The sequence below is a fragment of the Staphylococcus sp. HMSC057A08 genome (assembly GCF_001812925.1).
Lineage (GTDB): Bacteria > Bacillota > Bacilli > Staphylococcales > Staphylococcaceae > Staphylococcus > Staphylococcus hominis.
Window position 1 is genome coordinate 509423 of record NZ_KV810854.1, and the last position, 18126, is coordinate 527548.

The 18126-nt window shown below is 31.6% G+C and carries 17 protein-coding genes; all 17 read right to left on the minus strand.

The window, feature by feature from the left end; genetic code table 11:
- Window positions 1-8: 8 nt before the first annotated feature.
- Window positions 9-1322: a uracil-xanthine permease family protein gene (locus tag HMPREF2881_RS07025; RefSeq protein WP_002448743.1), complete on the minus strand. Its 1314-nt coding sequence runs from the start codon at window positions 1320-1322 to the stop codon at window positions 9-11.
- A gap of 224 nt (window positions 1323-1546) precedes the next feature.
- On the minus strand, window positions 1547-2074 hold the full coding sequence (gene pyrR, locus HMPREF2881_RS07030) for a bifunctional pyr operon transcriptional regulator/uracil phosphoribosyltransferase PyrR (protein ID WP_002448721.1): 528 nt from the start codon (window positions 2072-2074) through the stop codon (window positions 1547-1549).
- A 267-nt stretch (window positions 2075-2341) separates the two neighbouring features.
- Window positions 2342-3259: an RluA family pseudouridine synthase gene (locus HMPREF2881_RS07035; RefSeq protein WP_002448828.1), complete on the minus strand. Its 918-nt coding sequence runs from the start codon at window positions 3257-3259 to the stop codon at window positions 2342-2344.
- 11 nt (window positions 3260-3270) lie between these two features.
- Window positions 3271-3747 carry a signal peptidase II gene (lspA, locus tag HMPREF2881_RS07040; protein ID WP_002448847.1) on the minus strand — a complete coding sequence of 159 codons (477 nt, stop codon included), beginning with the start codon at window positions 3745-3747 and terminating at the stop codon, window positions 3271-3273.
- Window positions 3748-3831: 84 nt separating this feature from the next.
- Window positions 3832-4308 (minus strand): CHAP domain-containing protein, encoded by a 477-nt coding sequence (locus tag HMPREF2881_RS07045; protein ID WP_002455452.1) that lies wholly within the window; start codon window positions 4306-4308, stop codon window positions 3832-3834.
- Between the two features lie 4 nt (window positions 4309-4312).
- Complete coding sequence (locus HMPREF2881_RS07050; RefSeq protein ID WP_002448857.1) at window positions 4313-5107, minus strand: VOC family protein; 795 nt, start codon at window positions 5105-5107, stop codon at window positions 4313-4315.
- Between the two features lie 191 nt (window positions 5108-5298).
- Window positions 5299-6816, minus strand: coding sequence for an NAD-dependent epimerase/dehydratase family protein (locus HMPREF2881_RS07055; protein WP_002488683.1), 1518 nt, complete (start codon window positions 6814-6816; stop codon window positions 5299-5301).
- 203 nt (window positions 6817-7019) lie between these two features.
- A complete protein-coding gene (ileS, locus tag HMPREF2881_RS07060) occupies window positions 7020-9770 on the minus strand; it encodes an isoleucine--tRNA ligase (protein ID WP_002448848.1) in 2751 nt (916 codons plus the stop codon).
- A gap of 219 nt (window positions 9771-9989) precedes the next feature.
- Window positions 9990-10670: a DivIVA domain-containing protein gene (locus HMPREF2881_RS07065; protein ID WP_002448772.1), complete on the minus strand. Its 681-nt coding sequence runs from the start codon at window positions 10668-10670 to the stop codon at window positions 9990-9992.
- Between the two features lie 63 nt (window positions 10671-10733).
- Window positions 10734-11507 carry a YlmH family RNA-binding protein gene (locus tag HMPREF2881_RS07070; protein WP_064206886.1) on the minus strand — a complete coding sequence of 258 codons (774 nt, stop codon included), beginning with the start codon at window positions 11505-11507 and terminating at the stop codon, window positions 10734-10736.
- A gap of 75 nt (window positions 11508-11582) precedes the next feature.
- On the minus strand, window positions 11583-11879 hold the full coding sequence (locus HMPREF2881_RS07075; protein WP_002448805.1) for a YggT family protein: 297 nt from the start codon (window positions 11877-11879) through the stop codon (window positions 11583-11585).
- 22 nt (window positions 11880-11901) lie between these two features.
- A complete protein-coding gene (gene sepF / locus HMPREF2881_RS07080) occupies window positions 11902-12492 on the minus strand; it encodes a cell division protein SepF (protein ID WP_002455458.1) in 591 nt (196 codons plus the stop codon).
- Window positions 12493-12497: 5 nt separating this feature from the next.
- Window positions 12498-13172 carry a YggS family pyridoxal phosphate-dependent enzyme gene (locus tag HMPREF2881_RS07085; RefSeq protein WP_002455459.1) on the minus strand — a complete coding sequence of 225 codons (675 nt, stop codon included), beginning with the start codon at window positions 13170-13172 and terminating at the stop codon, window positions 12498-12500.
- A 62-nt stretch (window positions 13173-13234) separates the two neighbouring features.
- Entirely contained in the window at window positions 13235-14029 is a 795-nt protein-coding gene (pgeF, locus tag HMPREF2881_RS07090; protein ID WP_002448754.1) for a peptidoglycan editing factor PgeF, read from the minus strand.
- Between the two features lie 190 nt (window positions 14030-14219).
- The gene (gene ftsZ / locus HMPREF2881_RS07095) at window positions 14220-15398 is read right to left on the minus strand and encodes a cell division protein FtsZ (RefSeq protein WP_002448818.1); all 1179 of its coding nucleotides are present in this window, start codon (window positions 15396-15398) and stop codon (window positions 14220-14222) included.
- A 29-nt stretch (window positions 15399-15427) separates the two neighbouring features.
- Window positions 15428-16861, minus strand: coding sequence for a cell division protein FtsA (gene ftsA, locus HMPREF2881_RS07100; RefSeq protein ID WP_002448732.1), 1434 nt, complete (start codon window positions 16859-16861; stop codon window positions 15428-15430).
- Between the two features lie 103 nt (window positions 16862-16964).
- A complete protein-coding gene (locus HMPREF2881_RS07105; RefSeq protein WP_002455461.1) occupies window positions 16965-18110 on the minus strand; it encodes a cell division protein FtsQ/DivIB in 1146 nt (381 codons plus the stop codon).
- Between the last annotated feature and the right edge of the window lie 16 nt (window positions 18111-18126).

Here is an 18126-nt window from a genome sequence, read left to right on the forward strand (position 1 = left end):
ATCCTCTTTTATTTAATGTCTGATTCTTCTTTTTCTTTTGGCAAAATAAGATTTAATATGATTCCTGATAATGCTGCTAAAGCCATGCCTTCAATTTGTAGGTTCACACCAAGACTTTTTAAATTGATAAGTAAATTTCCAATACCGACTACTAGTACTACTGACGCAATAACTAAATTACGATTACTAGCAAAATCAACACGACTTTCTACCAACATTCTAAGTCCACTTGCTGCAATAATACCGAATAATAAGATAGATACACCACCCATCACTGGTGTAGGAATTGATGAAATTAATGCTGAGAACTTACCTATAAATGATAAGATAATTGCAATCACTGCTGCACCACCAATGACATAAATACTATATATTTTTGTAATTGCGAGCACACCAATATTTTCACCATAAGTTGTACTAGGCGGTCCTCCAATAATACTAGCAAACATTGTTGAAACGCCATCACCTATAATTGAACGATGTAAACCAGGATTTTCAAAGAAATTACGTCCTACAATTTTATTAATCACCATTTGATGACCAATATGTTCACTGACTGTTACAAATACTATAGGCAACATGACTAAAATAAGTCCGATATGTATCGATGGAACATAATCTTTAAATGGTAAATATATATCTGGAAAATCTAGCCAACTGGCTTTAGCAATTGGTTTGAAATTAACAATGCCTACAAAAATTGACACAATATAACCTACAATAATTCCTATTAACACAGGAATAAGTGAAAGGAAACCTTTAAAAAATCCTTGAACAATAATAGTTACTAGTAAGGTTACTAATGCGACTAATAAATAGCTTAAATTGTAACCCTTCATATCTCCTGAATTCTCATACATTGCCATGTTTACTGCTGTTGGTGCGAGACTTAATCCAATGACCATAATAACTGGACCAACAACAACTGGTGGTAAAAGATGCATCAACCAACCGGTACCACTTAATTTTATGAAAATACCAATAATGATATACATTACGCCACTAGCAAATAATGCGACAAGCATATCTCCTAAACTGTGCGTACTTAACCCCGTAATAATTGGAGTAATAAATGCAAAGCTTGAACCTAAATAGGCAGGTATTTTTGCTTTAGTAATTAATATGTATAGTAATGTTCCTATACCCGATGCTAATAATGCAGCAGAAATAGGTAACCCTGTTAAAAATGGAACAAGGACAGTTGACCCAAACATTGCAAATAGATGTTGTAAGCTTAAAAACGCCCATTGTGCTGGTTTTGGTTTATCTTTTACATCTAGTACTGGTTTGACAGTACGTTCAAACATTTGCTCATTTTCCATGAAATGTTCTTCCTTTCTAAAAAAGTCTCTTTACACTATGGTAAAGAGACTAAAATAAATTAATGAAATATTATAAAAAGCTTCTTTAAGTTTTTTATAACATGACATAGGAAAAGTATTTAATTTAAGTGAGACATATCATCTATCCATTTAATAAATACATTACACGCTCACCATTACATACTTCACCTTTTTCAGTCTCTCGTACTGGTTTAAAAGGTTAGTTATTCAATTATTACTGCATTTCTATCATCTATTTCTTCAAGATAAACAGATACTGCTTCATCTTTTGCAGTAGGTATATTCTTTCCAACAAAGTCTGCTCTAATTGGCAGTTCACGATGGCCACGATCCACAAGGGCAGCGAGGCCAATCTTTATAGGTCGAGAATGTAATAAAATTGCATCTAAAGATGCTCTAACTGTTCGTCCAGTATAAAGTACATCATCAATAATAATCACTATCTTATCTGTAACATCTTGATCAATTTCAATGGCATCTTTAGTGATAGGCTTTTTCGAGTTTTCAATATCATCTCTAAAATGAGTAATGTCAATCGTACCTGTTGGAACTACATGATGTTCAATTTGTTTAATTTTTTCTTGAATACGACGTGCTAAAAATTCGCCTCTTGTCTTAACACCTAAAAGAACAAGTTGTTCAGTTCCTTTATTATATTCTAGAATTTCATGTGCTATACGTGTAACAGTACGTTGTATAGCCGCTTTGTCCATAATAATACGTTCTGACATGATTACACCTCTTAAAAGAAAAAACCTCATGCCTTTTATAAAGACATGAGGTTTAATGTATATAAAAATATTTTATATGATTAGTCTGATAGTAATCGAACAATTGAAGTTAATCATATTTATATCATTAGTCACCCTGTCTTTTGAGCCTCTCTGGACTCTTTTTAAAAGACACTGTTTTGTTTAATTTTAACTGTTATTAGCTTAAATCTTTTTAGTTCATAAGTCAATATGCTTTCTTTTAATTTACGACTTTATTCTCTAATTTTATGATTCTCTTAATCGAATATCTTCTAATAGCGATTGAAACGCTTGAGGTAACTCAGCATGACGTTCAATATATTCATGAGTGACAGGATGTTTAAAACCAATAACTCCAGCATGTAACGCTTGTCCACCAATATCTAATGTTTTTCTAGGACCATATTTAGGATCTCCAACAAGTGGGAACCCAATATATTTCATATGAACACGAATTTGATGAGTACGCCCTGTTTCTAATTGACATTCAATCAATGTATAGTCATTAAAATGCTCTAATACATTAAAATGAGTCACTGCTTCTTTTCCATCATCAACAACATCCATAGATTGACGGTCTTTTTTGTTTCTGCCTATTGGAGCATCAATTGTTCCATAATCATGAGGAATATTACCATGTACTAAAGCTGTATACTTACGCTTTACTGTTTTATCCATAAGTTGTTCTACTAGACCACGATGTGCTACATCATTTTTAGCTACCATAAGTAACCCAGACGTATCTTTATCAATACGATGAACAATACCAGGACGTATCTCTCCATTGATACCTGATAAATCTTTAATTTGATACATTAATCCATTAACTAATGTACCTGTATAATGACCTGGTGAAGGGTGTACAACCATACCTTTAGGTTTATAAACAATGGCTACATCTTTATCTTCATAATAAATATCTAAATTGAGGTTCTCCGGTAAAATATCGGCTTCAACCACTTCTTTTTCAGTTACTTGAATCTCATCATTTAATTTAACTTTATAATTTGATTTGATTATTTTACCATTAACAGTGACTAAATCATTTTTAATCCAATCTTGAAGTTGACTTCTAGACCACTCACTATTGAAATCAGATAATAATTTATCAATACGCTGACCTACGAGTGCTTCATCTTCTATTTTATATTTATACGTTTCCACTACGTGCCCTCCTATTCTTTTTTGGTTGCATCCTTAACCAATGCAATAATGACAAAAATAACACCAATTGTTAAGCTTGAATCTGCGATATTAAAAATTGGAAAATCATATCCAAAAATATTTGTATCAATGAAATCAACAACTTCACCATTGAATAAACGATCGATAAAGTTACCTAATGCACCTGCAAATAATAAGCTAATTGCAACTTGCATAAACGCATTATATTTAGTTTCTTTAATATAAAATATAATAAGTACAGCTAAAATAATAAGAGTAATAATATAGAAAAATCCCATTTTACCACTTAAAATCCCCCATGCTGCACCATTATTTCTATGTGAGGTAATATTTAAAAAATGAGGAATCACTTCATAAGAATCACCAATGTTCATTGTTGCTGTAATTATTTTTTTAGTTAATTGGTCTATAATTAAAATCACGATGGCTACTATTAAAGATAAACCAATATAATATTTCTTTTTCATTCATGTGCCTCCATTCAGCCCTCAACTCTTTGACAACACTCTACATTATAGCCTACTACTTAGCATAAAAAAAGCTACAATCTTCTATGTCATATTTGTGTTACTTTTAGGATGAATATAATTAAATTGATCGACTTGATAAACATCTACAAAACGTGTTGTAATTTCGTAAGGTTTTCTGAAATTCATATCAGAGACTATTAAAGAGCCATCATTATTGACTTGTTCTACATAAGCAACATGTCCATGTTTTCCTTTTGGATAATGTAAAATAGAACCCTTAGTTGGATTTTCATTGACTGTATATCCTTGTTTCTTAGCCTTATTAGCCCAATATTTAGCGTCACCCCATTGGTTACTTATTAAATGATGATCTTCTTTTACTCGATCAAATACATAGTAAGTACATTGACCTTTAGCGTATGTGTTATATTTCATAGGATTTTTTTCCCAAAAATGAATTGTAGGTTCAGTCATATCTTGATTGTCTAGACCATCAAAAATTGCACCGCCCGTAAATATCATGCATACAAATACCATTAAAAAAATCCATTTTTTCATTTCATCACTCTACCTTTATAAAATTAAATCTAAATTGGATACCATCTGGGCCTTTAATATTGATATGATGTGTTTCTGGATAATGAAAGTCAACGATAGATAGACCATAAGTATGTTCATTATCTATTCGCTTTATTTTTGAATTCCATTGATTCATTGAAAGATGACAATAATATTGTTCAGAAGCTAAATAAAAAGATTCATCATCTAAATATGCAGAAGGTACTAGTCCAAAATAGTTTAGATAATACTCTCTTACTTCATTTAATCGAATGGTTTTTAAACTAATATTCCCAATTTTACTATCATTAGGTAAACCTTGCCATCCGATGGTTGATGCATATGGTAATAATGAAGAAACATCGAGTGGCTTAATATCGAGTCTAATCCATTCACTTTCTTGTTTCCAATCAGAAATCGATTTATCAACATAAAACTTAAACATATGACCTTCTGGATCTTCGACAAAAATAAATGTACATACGTTTTGTTCTCCACCATTAATTGGTAACTCATAGTCATTTAACTTTTCGATTAGATCTGCCAGATGGTGTGTATTGGATAATTGAACTCCTATATAAAATAAACCAGCTTCTTGAGATAAAGGATTTCGTCCAGATTTTATCTCTCTTAAAGTAATATAATGGTGACGATCTCCAATTTGATATTTGACAGCCGTTAATGTCTCTTCCACCTTTTTAAATCCTAATAATTCTTCATAGAACGGTTGTAAAGTACGTAAATCTCTTACATTTAAAGTGATACCATTAATAAAATGTGCATCATTATCATGAAACATAGGGTACCTCCTAAATTTTAAAATCTCTCTTTCAATTTAAAATAGCTACGATTAATGATTATTCTATAATAAAATAATTAAAATTTTATCAGTCTTAATGCGTAATATTCAACTATTTAGGCTAAAAAAAGCTTTCGATAGAAAGAACTTCATGGCTCTTCCATCGAAAACTTTTAAATACATAAAGTATACTATTTTTTAGCTAAAAATTTATTGTATATTCTTGCACCAACAAATGCGCCAATCATTGCACCAGTAGTCATAGCAAGATTAGTAAAAATTTTATTAACAGGATCTTGTTTATCTTCTTCTTCATTAGCTAAATGATTCATATGGTGTTTAAACACATCCATCACAAACTTATGTGCATTGGCTTGAGTAAACTTATAAACTCCCCATGGTAATGTTGGTTCATATTCATGTAATGCTACAATACCTTCATTAGTATCTAATATACGCCTAAATTCAAATCGCGCATTACCGCCGTCTTTAGCCATTGCTAAATCTCCACCAACAATTTTATATACAATCATTTCACTCGTAGAATCATGATTATGTCGTGTCATTTTTAAAATGAATTTCTTTATTAATGGTAATTGAATATTAAATTCATGCTCATTAATGGTACCATCTATTAAATGAAGCGTAATATCATTTATAAATTCTGCATATTCTCTTGTTACATCACGCATTGAATAACTTTCAGGAATTTTAAAACGCGTTATTGCTCTAACATCTTTCATTTCATTTTTCTTATCTTGCTTTGATTTAGGTTTAGACTGTTTTGTAGTTATTGTTTGTTGTTCATCTTGTTCTTCTTTCAGTGCTTTTCTTACACTTTCTTCATAATTCATTTTCCCTAATGATATTTCAGGTTTTATACGCTCAGGCTGTGGAATCATATCATGCACTAAACTATCCATAAGTGGGTATACCATTTCTTTAGGTACTTGCGAAATCAGTCTAACCCAAAATCGACTTAACCAAATAGGAATAATTGGTAAATTCAACATAGGTAAACGTTTATCAAGAATAGCCGCTGTACGTTCAAATAATTCTTGATAATTCATTACCTTAGGTCCTGTAATATCAAATGCTTCATTTTCTTGTGGAGAACGTTCAACTAACATAGCTAATTTATCAATAACATCATCAATAGATACTGGCGCAATCATATTGTGAGCCCAGTTCGGTAGAATCATTGCTGGCAAACGCTCTATCATTCTTTTTAAAATAGGATATGAGCTACCTTTTGAACCTATAATTAGACCAGCACGTAATGTGCTTACAGGGATGTCATAATATCCTAATATTTTTTCACATTCTAACCGACTTTTTAAGTGAGGTGATAACTGAGTATCATTTGGGATAATACCACTCATAAATATAATATGTTTAACACCTTGCTTTTTTGCTGCACGTCCAAAATTATCAGCTAGTAGTGCATCCATATCTTCGAAATTCGCTTGTGTAAGTTTAGCACTTGGCATCATTGAATGAACAAGATATATCGCAGTATCTATACCTTCCATTACCTCAGTTATAGCATCTAAATCAAATAAATCCGCTGATTTCCAAGTTACATTTCTTTCATTTTTTTTATTTTGAGCATTTCTTGATATTGCGATAATCTCATGATTATCTTTTAATTTATCTTTTAAATGACTACCGATATATCCAGAAGCCCCAGTTAGTAAAATCTTGCCCATAATTTTATCCCTCTTCCTATATCTATCATAAACATACGAGAAATATTCCATCACTTATTATGTGTTATAACCTAGTTCCTCTTCATCTAAACTTGAAACTCTATTCAGCTATATTTTCAAACTATTATTATTTAATATTTATATACTTTAAAAAAAACGCTCGTAATCCTTAATTAGGTTACAAGCGTTCTATCTTTATTGAATTAAACTAAAGTTTTTACGACTTCTTGACAACGTGGACATAAATGATCAAGTTCACCAACAGATCCTAATGCTTCACTATAATTCCAACATCTTTCACATTTTTCACCTGAAGCATGGTCAATACGAATGTCACCATGTTGATATTCATTTCCATTGTCTACTTTTTCAGTCACTTCAACTTGAGAGACGATAAATAATTGTTGTAAGTCATTAAATTGTTGTAAAAATTCTGCAGCTTTAAAGTGATCATTGTTTCCAATCACTACTTTAGCTTCAAGAGATTTACCGATAACTTTTTCATTACGTGCTGCTTCTAATGCACGGTTTACATCATCACGTAATGACATAAATTGATTCCATTTATCTAATAACTCTTGATCAACGTCCACAACTTTTGGCATATCTGCTAAATGAACACTTTCTTCTTTAACATGTGGTGTATGAGACCATACTTCTTCGGCAGTGTGTACTAAAATAGGAGCGAGTAATTTGGTCATATCTACTAAAATTTGATACAACACTGTTTGCATGCTACGACGTTTATGTGCGTCTTTTTGTTCAATATACAGAATATCTTTACCATAATCTAAATAGAAGTTACTTAATTCAACATTGATAAAGTTTTGAACTTCTTGATAAATATTTAAGTAATCAAAGTTATCATAGTGATTAATAGTACTAGCAGTGAATTCACGTAAGCGATTCAATAAGTAGCGATCTACTTCTAATAATTCATGTTCAGGTACACTGTCTGTTTCAGGATTAAAGTCGTTAATATTACCTAACATAAATCTTAAAGTATTTCTGATTTTTCTATAAACATCAGACGTTTGTTTTAAAATTTCATCTGAAATACGTACATCTGCTAAGTAGTCTGTACTACTTACCCATAATCGTGCAATATCTGCACCTTTTTGTTTTACTACTTGATTAGGTACGATAACGTTACCTAAAGATTTACTCATTTTTTTACCTTCGCCATCCATTACGAAACCATGTGACAATAAGAATTTATAAGGCGCTTGTTCTCTAGTCGCAACTGCTGTAGTAATTGAAGAGTTAAACCAACCACGATATTGGTCACTACCTTCAAAATATAAATCGGCTGGGAAATGCAATTCTGGACGAGTTTCTAACACGCCTCTATGAGATGAACCAGAGTCAAACCAAACATCCATAATATCTGTTTCTTTAGTAAATTCTCCATTAGGGCTTCCAGGATGTGTGAATCCTTCAGGTAATAAATCTTTAGCTTCTCTTTCAAACCAAACATTTGAGCCATATTCTTCAAATAAATCAGCTACATGATTGACTGTTTCTTTTGTCATAATAATATCGCCATTTTCAGCGTAAAATACAGGCAATGGTACACCCCATACACGTTGACGAGAAATCACCCATTCACCACGATCACGAATCATATTATAAATACGTGTTTTACCCCAATCTACTTTAAAATCAGTTTCTTCAATCGCATCTAAGATATCTTGTCTCACTTTATTAATTGAAGCAAACCATTGAGGTGTTGCACGGAAAATAACTGGTTTTTTAGTACGCCAATCATGCGGATAACTATGCGTAATAAAGTCTAACTTTAATAAGGCACCTTTATCAGTTAAAAGGTCTGTTACAGCTTTATTTGCTTTATCATAGAACATACCTTCAAATTGTCCGCCTTCCTCGGTGAAGACACCTTTATCATCCAAAGGACTGATAACAGGTAAATCGTATTTTTGACCTACAACATAGTCATCTTCCCCGTGACCAGGGGCAGTGTGTACACAACCAGTACCAGCATCAGTTGTTACATGACCACCATTAATGACTAAGGATACTCGATCTATGAAAGGATGTTGTGTTTCAACATACTCTAACTCTTTCCCTGTAAATTCTTTTTCCAATTGAATAGTATCTTTATCCCAACCTAATGCTTCAGAAACGCTTTCAGCTAAAGCTTCAGCAATCACATATTTCTTACCATTTACATTATATTGACCATATTTCAAGTCTGGATGAACTGTAATTGCTACGTTAGAAGGTAATGTCCAAGGTGTAGTTGTCCAGATAATAAATTGAGCATCCTCATCGATAGTACCTTTTGAATCTTTAACATCAAAGGCTACATAAATAGATGCTGAACGTTTATCATGATATTCAATTTCAGCTTCAGCAAGTGAAGATTCACTTGATGGTGACCAATATACCGGTTTTTTACCTTTATAAATTAAACCTTTATCAGCCATTTCGCCAAACAAACGAATTTGAGCTGCTTCATATTCAGGTTTAAGAGTAATATATGGATTATTAAAGTCCCCACGTACACCTAAACGCTTAAAATCTTGTTTTTGAAGTTCAACTTGTTCTAAAGCAAATTCTTTACATTTTTCTCTAAACTCAGCAATTGACATTTTTTTGCGATCAACGCCTTTTTTAGTCAATGCTTGTTCAATTGGTAAACCATGTGTGTCCCATCCTGGAACGTAAGGTGAGTAAAATCCTTGCATCGTTTTATAACGTACAATAATATCTTTAATAATTTTATTTAATGCATGTCCCATGTGAAGATTACCATTTGCATAAGGTGGGCCATCATGCAAAATAAATGATTGATTTCCTTCATTTTTCTCTAAAGCTTTTTGATAATGATTATTTGCTTCCCATTGCTCTTGAATTTTTGGCTCTTTATTAGGTAAACCTCCTCGCATTGGAAAGTCAGTTTTAGGCATTAATAAAGTTTCTTTGTAATTCATATTTTCCACTCCTTAAATATAAAAAGAACTCTAAGTTCAATTAATAGGGACGGGAAACCCGCGGTACCACCCTTCTTAACTCAACTTAGAGTTCTCTTCTTAATATTATAAAATTTTAATTTGCCAGTGATATAAAAAATAGACTTATATTAGGCTTGCACCGTGTCCTAACTCGCTGTGAAAAGTTTATTATTTTTTACGTGTCTGACATTTTATTAACTATTTATTTGATGATGATTCGCTACTTGAAACATCCTTATTTTCAGAAGTAGACTTATTTGTATTAGTTGTTTCATTAGAATTGATTGACTGATTTTCCTCATTTGATACTGTCTCAGTTGTTTCACTCGTTGGAGTTTCACTATTCGCATTTGGATTTACATCTTGTGGATTTAAATGCTGTATGTTTTCTTGTGTCACTTGTTCTGCATCAAAATCATAATTTAATAAGTAATCCCAATCATCATTTTTCAATAAATCCAGCTGTGCTTCTACAAGCATACGAAATCTTGATCTAAATATTTTAGATTGACGTTTCATATCTTCAGTTTGGAAAGATAAATGACGTGCTTTTTCAATAGCATCATTTACAATCACATCAGCTTGCGCTTTTGCTTTAGAGATAATTGCTTCTGATTCTTTTGTGGCAGCAATTTTTGTTTGTTCTCCAGCTTGTTGAGCTTGAATAAGCGCATCACTTACTGATTGATGAACATCTTGATAAGATTTAATATTAGTATCTCTCTCTTCAAGCACTTTTTCAAGTTGTTTTTTTTCTTCTTTAAGTCTTTCAATCTCATTACTTAATTGAGTTAAAAAGTCGCTAACTTCAGCAGGCTCCAAACCATTTTTCACTCTTGTAAATTCCTTATTTCTTATTTCATTAGGTGTAAAAGCCATCTATTATCCTCCTTAAAACGAACCATCATAAAGGTGTTTTTATTATTTATCAATCAATATCATTTACTTAAATAGTGTTTGATACGTTATATGAACTTTTTCTTTTTTAGTTTTGCCACCTATATCAACAATTCGAGCACGTCCAAATCCTTGAATAGAGAGCAAATCATTGTTTTGAAGTTGAAAATCGGGAGAATCGATTAAAGTATGATTCACTTTTACCCGTTTTTTTTCAATTAATTGTTTAGCAATTGATCTAGATTTTCGAATCATTTCTTTTAAAACGACATCTAATCTTAAAGCACTGACTGTACTATGATGAATATTCCAATTCTCTTTTGATTGTATCATATCTTTAAATGGAATAGAATCAAGTTTGACTGTAGCACCTTTAATCTTTGTTAATTCCATCATAATATATGATTCCAATTGCTTTGTCAAAACAAACTGAATCGTATCACCAACAAGTATATCTCCTACTTGTTCTCTTTCTATACCTAAAGACATTAAAGTTCCAAGTACATGTTGATGTTGAATAGACACAAATTTCTCAGGATAATTAATTTGGATTAATACTTCTTCAAAATCACCTTCAGTAGGTTCAAAATAACTAGGCGCAATAATTGCTCTCTTTCTTTCTGCCGATTGACCACCGAAATAGCTCACTTTCATATCTTCAAAACTACCGACGATGACTTCTAATATATATTGTTCTCTAGGATCTAAAAATGAAGTCAATACAGGTGCATATTGTTGATTAACTTGTTCACATTTATCTAATAATTGATTAATAAGTGGTTGTTCTTCATTTCTAAAGTGCTGATAAATATCGATGATTAACGCCTCCTCTTTTAAGTGTTAAAGAGCCTGAGACATTATGCATATCACAGGCTCTACTAACTTATTATAAAATTATTTTAGTATTAAATAATTTAATATCATATCAAAAATACTTTGCAATCCATATTGAAATAATACAAGTACAAATAATGCTACAATTGATGAAATATCAATCATACCAATGGGTGGAATAATCTTTCTAAATGGCTCTAAGAAAGGTTCATATATCTTACTTAAAAATGATCCAAATTTAGATTCTCTAATTGTTGGAACCCATGAAGTAAAGAAATAAATAATCATTCCCCAATAATAAATTTGAACTAGTAATATTATAAAGTTAAATATACTAGCTAATATACCAACATCCATATATTATATTCTACTCCTTAAATTATTCGTAATGTTGTTGTGTATTCATCTGTTCAAGGTGATCGGTAATACTACCTGCCACCTCAACATTATCAGGTGTACAAAGGAAGATATCAGCACCTACACGTTGTATATCTCCGCCAATGGCATAAACTGTTCCGCTTAAGAAGTCAATAATACGTTTCGCTGATACTTTATCAATACGTTGTAAGTTAACTAATGTCGCACGACGATTTTTAAGTTCATCTGCAATGTCTTGAGTATCTGAAAATACACGAGGTTCAAATAAGCACATTTTTGAATTTTCGTAATTACTATAACCTGTACCAGCTGATTGATTCATAGTAACAACATTTTTTGAATTAGACTTATTTGATGTATTTCCCATACGATAATTCCTTTCTTCAGTATTGTAATTTTTTGATACTTTCTTTTGAGGTACAGTTTTTAAGTGATTTTGATTATTCTGTGTTCTTTCAATAGGTTGCTGTTGCATATTACGATTTTGATTTTCTTCATTTTGTGTTACACGCTGTTGTCTTTCAGCAGGGCTTTCGACTTCTTCTTCATCTTCCATTAGGAAAAAATTATTAAATAAATCCTTGATAGCCACGGGGCTCACTCCTCTTCTCCAACAAGTTTAGTCCCTATTCTTATAAATGTAGCACCTTCTTCTACAGCAATAGTATAATCATTACTCATTCCCATAGATAAATATTCACATGGTGCATAATTCAATTTAAGGTTTTTAATTTCATCTCGTTTTAATCTCAATTGTTTAAATAACTGATGTATGTAGTCCTTATCATCGGTATAAGGCGCCATTGTCATTAATCCAACAATTTTAATATTGTCGAATGCTTTAATTTGTTCAATAAAATCATTAACTTCACTAAGCGCAATACCATGTTTAGTTTCTTCACCAGAAACATTCACTTGGATAAAGCATGAAATAGTGTGAGTTGCTCTTTTATTAATTTCTTTTGCTAAACTCAAACGATCTAGTGCATGTAAATAATCGATGTCATTAATCACATCTTTTACTTTTCTAGACTGCAGTGAACCGATAAAATGCATTGTAACATCTTTAGGTAAGGCTTGTTTTTTTTCTAGAAAACCTTCTACTCTATTTTCTCCAAAGTGTCTTAAACCAGCATCATACGCTTCTTTTGCTCGGTCTATTGTAACATATTTTGTTACTGCAATCACGTTTGGAGCGGTCTTAATTACACTTTTTTCAAGATGATGATTAATTTCCGCTTGTATTTTTTCTAAATTTTCTGTCACTTTCATTATATATCAACCTCTTAACTTTGTAATGACATAAAGGATTATAGTGATATAACTGCATTACACTACACTTCTCCTTTTTGACCTATAAATGCTAGCATCCTGCCAGTTTTACCTTTTTCAACACGATAAGAGAAAAAAAGCGATAAGTCTTCTGAGGTAGTGTATTTTGTAATATTAATATTTTCAGCTGGTACGCCACTATTTTTTAATAATAAAGCGTTAGCTAATTTTAAATCAATACCATGTCGATCAGTATCTCGTGTTTCAATATATTTGTCAGAATTAATAGGCAATGTTTCAAATTTATTTTTAATATCATCATTTATTTCATAGGTTGAAGAAGTCGCTGGACCTATGACTACATTTAAATCTTGATAGTCAAATTCTACATATTTAAGCATTTCTACTACTATTTGACCATATGTTCCTCTCCACCCCGCATGAGCTAGAGCGATAAAATGATGTTTTTCACTATAAAAATATACAGGTACACAATCAGCATAACACATCGTTAATAATATATCTGAATCATAAGTGTACATACCATCAATTCCATATAATTCATTACCTAATGCCTTAATATTAGCGCCACAATGTGCTTTAGTAATGTGAGCGATATTATTTTCGTGTGTTTGAATAGGAAAAACCCATTGTTGTGTAGGAAAGTTGATAGCATTAGCTAATATCTCTTGATGATGCGTCACATGACTAGGTTCATCATCAATATAACGTGCCATATTAAATGCATCTCTTGGATATGGACTTTTTCCATCTTCACGTGTAGTAAAACCAAGTGTTAACTGATCATATTGTGATGTATAACTCAAATAATGTGGCTGTTTTATAAATTTTTCCACGTTGTGAAAACCACCCTCACTTTTAAGAATAATCATATCTAGACTATTGTTTTATATTTTATCTGCATTTCGATTAAAAGATGTATATAAATGTATTATATAACATATTTCTTTTTAAATTAAACAAAATAAAAAGAGCAGCATTCTCCTCAGAAATCACTGCTCCTTATTTTATATTTATGCTTTAATATTAGCGTCTAGTTCTTCTAGAACGTCTTTCTTCTCTATTACGAATAAAGCTAGGAATATCATCATCTTTAGTAGTATGACTTCTTTCGCTTAGACCATCAGAAGGACGTGAATTAGATGTACTATGTGTGAATGAGTCTTCTTTTGGTGCACTTTGAGTTGATGGACTAGAAGTTGCACTTGAACCAAAACCAGTACTTGACGCTTTACGTCCTTGAGATGTTGGTTTGTCTTCAAATCCAGTTGCGATTACTGTTACAACAATTTCATCTTGTAATTCTGGATTAATTACAGTACCGAAAATCATATTTACATCTTCATCTGCTGCATCTTGTACAATATCAGCTGCTTCTTGAGCTTCGAATAAAGATAAAGATTCGCCACCTGTAATGTTCATTAACACACCTTGAGCACCAACAATTGATGTTTCAAGTAATGGAGATGAAATAGCTTTTTTAGCAGCTTCCACTGCTCTATTTTCGCCTGAAGATACACCAATACCCATTAATGCAGAACCTTGGTTAGACATAATTGTCTTAACGTCAGCAAAGTCTAAGTTCACTTCACCTGATACAGCGATTAAATCAGAGATACCTTGAACACCTTGACGTAAAACATTATCTGCTTCTTTAAATGCTTCCATCATAGGAGTTGATTTATCAACAATATCTAATAAACGATCGTTAGGGATAACGATTAATGTATCAACTGCCGCTTTCATAGCTTCAACACCTGCTGCTGCTTGTGTAGAACGTTTACGTCCTTCAAAGCCAAATGGACGAGTTACAACACCCACTGTTAATGCTCCCATTTCTTTAGCAATTTTAGCAACTACTGGTGCAGCACCTGTACCAGTACCGCCGCCCATACCAGCAGTAACGAATACCATATCAGCGCCTTGAATAGCATCTTCAATTTGTTCACGTGATTCTTCAGCAGCTTTTTTTCCAATTTCTGGATTTGCACCTGCACCTAAACCACGTGTTAATTTTTCACCGATTTGTATTTTAGATTCTGCTTTAGATAAGTTTAAAGCTTGCCCATCAGTGTTAATAGCAATAAATTCAACATTGTTCATTCCATGATCAATCATGCGGTTAACAGCGTTGTTACCGCCGCCACCTACACCGATGACTTTTAATGTCGCCAAATGATTAAATCCTTGTTCAAATTCTAACATTTATTTTTCCTCCTAGTCTTAATGGCCAATTATTCAAATAGAGATTTCATAAGCTTTTTAAATTTGCTTTCTTCTTTATCAGATTTTTCATGTTCATCATCATAATGATGTGTTCCATCTTGATGGTTGTTTTCGTCATACGTTTCATAATCATCATGTTTCTCCGCTTTTTCACGTACTTCTGGCTGATGATTTTCGTCAGGGTCTTCGTTTTTATTAGATTTACGTTTAAACCAGTCAAAGCCACCTGATTTTGAAGTATGATTGTGTTCGTCATTTTCAATGACTTCTTCTTCAAATTCATCATTATCTTGATAATTTATTGTAACATAATCTAATAATTCATCAAATGTGATACTACTAGATATTGTAGAAATCGCTGAAGTAAATTCAGGTTTTCTAATTCCCATTTGAGAAGGTGTATGGATTCTTATTTTTTCATTAACCATTGTACTTAGTAATTCTTTAACGCCCAATAAGTTTGAAGAACCACCTGTAACAATGAATCCACCATTTACTTTAGTTAATCCTAAATCTACCAACACATCAAATACTTCATCAAAGATATCTTGCACTGTTCTTTCAATAACTGCACTTAAATCTTTTTGAGTATACTCTACTAATTCGTCACTATCTACCTGATCAACACTGAAAACGTCTTGATCAGACGCTGATTGTGTATAAGCATGTCCATATTGATGTTTAATTTTTTCAGCTGTTTCATATGTAGTGTTTAATTCTTCTGCGATATCATCTGTAATATCACGTCCAGCTAATTCAATTGAATCGGCATCTACAAGTTCACCGCGTTCATAAAAGGCGATTTGAGTGAGATCTTCACCAATATCAATTACACATGCACCTAATTCTTTTTCAGTTGCAGATAAAATAGAGCCATAGTTATAAGCATCTGAATAGACGTCCAATACATCTACTCCACAAGATTCTACACATTTAATCATATTAATTAGAATTGACTTGTGAATTGCAATAACACCTGCTTCTACTTTTAACGAGTGTCTTGCAATGAGTTCTTTAGGATCCGAAACCTCGTTATCTCCATCTACAATGAATCTAATCGGAAACACATCAATAACTTCTGTATCAGGTACATCATTTTTTTGACGTATACCTTCCAATACTGTTTCAATATGTGATCCACTAATTTCTGTATCTTCGTAAAAATCAATTTCGTTTTCTTCATCGTACACTTCAGTACCAATGATAGGTAATTTTAAGAAAACTTCTTTTATATCCACACCTGATGCGATAGAAGCTTTTTTAATTGTATCTTTAATTGCTTGTTTCGCAATATCAAAATCATCAATCAATCCATTCTTAATACCGCTAGTGTAGGTTTGCCCTGTACCTATCACATTAATACCATTGTGAAATTTTTCGCCTACTATTGTTTTAACACTTGATGAACCAATATCTATGCTTACATAGTAATGTTCCTCCATAGATAGGCACCTCCTGACAAAATACTATTAAAATACACTATATTTAGTTTACAATACGTCGTTTAGCTTGTGAACTATAAACACATATTATTATCGAAATTTTTTAATTATTTGTATCCGATTGTTCGCTTATTTTATTTAATGCACTTTGTAATTCATTTTTTGCTTCTGTTTCTTGCTGTGTTTTTTGACGAACATTTTGATCGGACTTAGAATTAATACTGCTATTTTCATTATATGGAATAAATGATGCTCCTACAGATAAATCAATATATCCTTGTGTTTTTAATTGACCTGAACTATCTTTTGCAAGAGATTGAGACATTTGAGGATAATACTCGATTTTGTTAGCTAGAGTATTGATGTCTCCTACTACTTGCATGCCATCTTTCATATATAAAAGGACTCGATTTTGTTGATTCTGTAAAGGTGCATATTTTATTTCTGAAATCATATCTCTCGTTTCATTAGACATTTTAGATAATGCTTTCGTGATACTATTTAAATTGTCACCTTTAAAATCTTCTAACACAGGTGCACTATTCGCAATATCACCATTATAATTGTCTAATTTTTTATTTCCTTCAATTATTGGCACATATTTATTTTTATCTTTTACAATACCTACTAAATTATTTTCAATAATTTTAACATTTAAAGTATTAGGCAACTGTTTATTAATCTGAACATCTTTGATTAATGAATTTTTCTTTAAATTATTGATAGCTTTGCTTTTACTAAAAGTATAAATGCGTGATCCTTTTTTGATATTTAATTCTTTTTCAACTTGACTATCACTTACATTATGATTACCACTAATATTAACATGAGAAATTCTACTTAATGGTGTAAACATATATAGTAGAAATAATATAATTAAAAGTATTAAAGTAGTAACAATAATATATTGAATACGTTTTTGTCGCTTTCTTTTATCTATCTTTTGTTGTTCTCGTTTTTCAGCTACCGTTAAGTGACTATATTTATCATTTTGAAATTTATTGCGTTTTTCTCTTAACCTTGTTTTTACTTCTTTCTTTAAATTTTCACCTTTATTTTTCGAAGAATTTAAAGATTTATTTGACCTTCTATCATTTGAAAGATTCTTTTCTTTTTGGAGTCTATCTTTTGATTTAACATCATCTTTAATTTTTTTATTTTTATCATTTTCTAATTCAGTTTTGTCTTTATCAAATGAACGCTTGATAGAACGAATCTTTTTATTTCTATTGCCCCTTGTATCATCCAATTACTTCACATCCTTT

Bases quoted from the DNA above. Each gene is read 5' to 3' on its own strand.
- HMPREF2881_RS07085 (WP_002455459.1), bottom strand. From the start codon at position 13,172: ATGAAAGTGACAGAAAATTTAGAAAAAATACAAGCGGAAATTAATCAT.
- ileS (WP_002448848.1), bottom strand. From the start codon at position 9,770: ATGAATTACAAAGAAACTTTATTAATGCCTAAAACTGACTTTCCAATG.
- HMPREF2881_RS07025 (WP_002448743.1), bottom strand. From the start codon at position 1,322: ATGGAAAATGAGCAAATGTTTGAACGTACTGTCAAACCAGTACTAGAT.
- HMPREF2881_RS07050 (WP_002448857.1), bottom strand. From the start codon at position 5,107: ATGTTTCATGATAATGATGCACATTTTATTAATGGTATCACTTTAAAT.
- ftsZ (WP_002448818.1), bottom strand. From the start codon at position 15,398: ATGTTAGAATTTGAACAAGGATTTAATCATTTGGCGACATTAAAAGTC.
- HMPREF2881_RS07065 (WP_002448772.1), bottom strand. From the start codon at position 10,670: ATGGCTTTTACACCTAATGAAATAAGAAATAAGGAATTTACAAGAGTG.
- HMPREF2881_RS07045 (WP_002455452.1), bottom strand. From the start codon at position 4,308: ATGAAAAAATGGATTTTTTTAATGGTATTTGTATGCATGATATTTACG.
- lspA (WP_002448847.1), bottom strand. From the start codon at position 3,747: ATGAAAAAGAAATATTATATTGGTTTATCTTTAATAGTAGCCATCGTG.
- HMPREF2881_RS07055 (WP_002488683.1), bottom strand. From the start codon at position 6,816: ATGGGCAAGATTTTACTAACTGGGGCTTCTGGATATATCGGTAGTCAT.
- HMPREF2881_RS07075 (WP_002448805.1), bottom strand. From the start codon at position 11,879: ATGGATGTTGGTATATTAGCTAGTATATTTAACTTTATAATATTACTA.
- pyrR (WP_002448721.1), bottom strand. From the start codon at position 2,074: ATGTCAGAACGTATTATTATGGACAAAGCGGCTATACAACGTACTGTT.
- ftsA (WP_002448732.1), bottom strand. From the start codon at position 16,861: ATGGAGGAACATTACTATGTAAGCATAGATATTGGTTCATCAAGTGTT.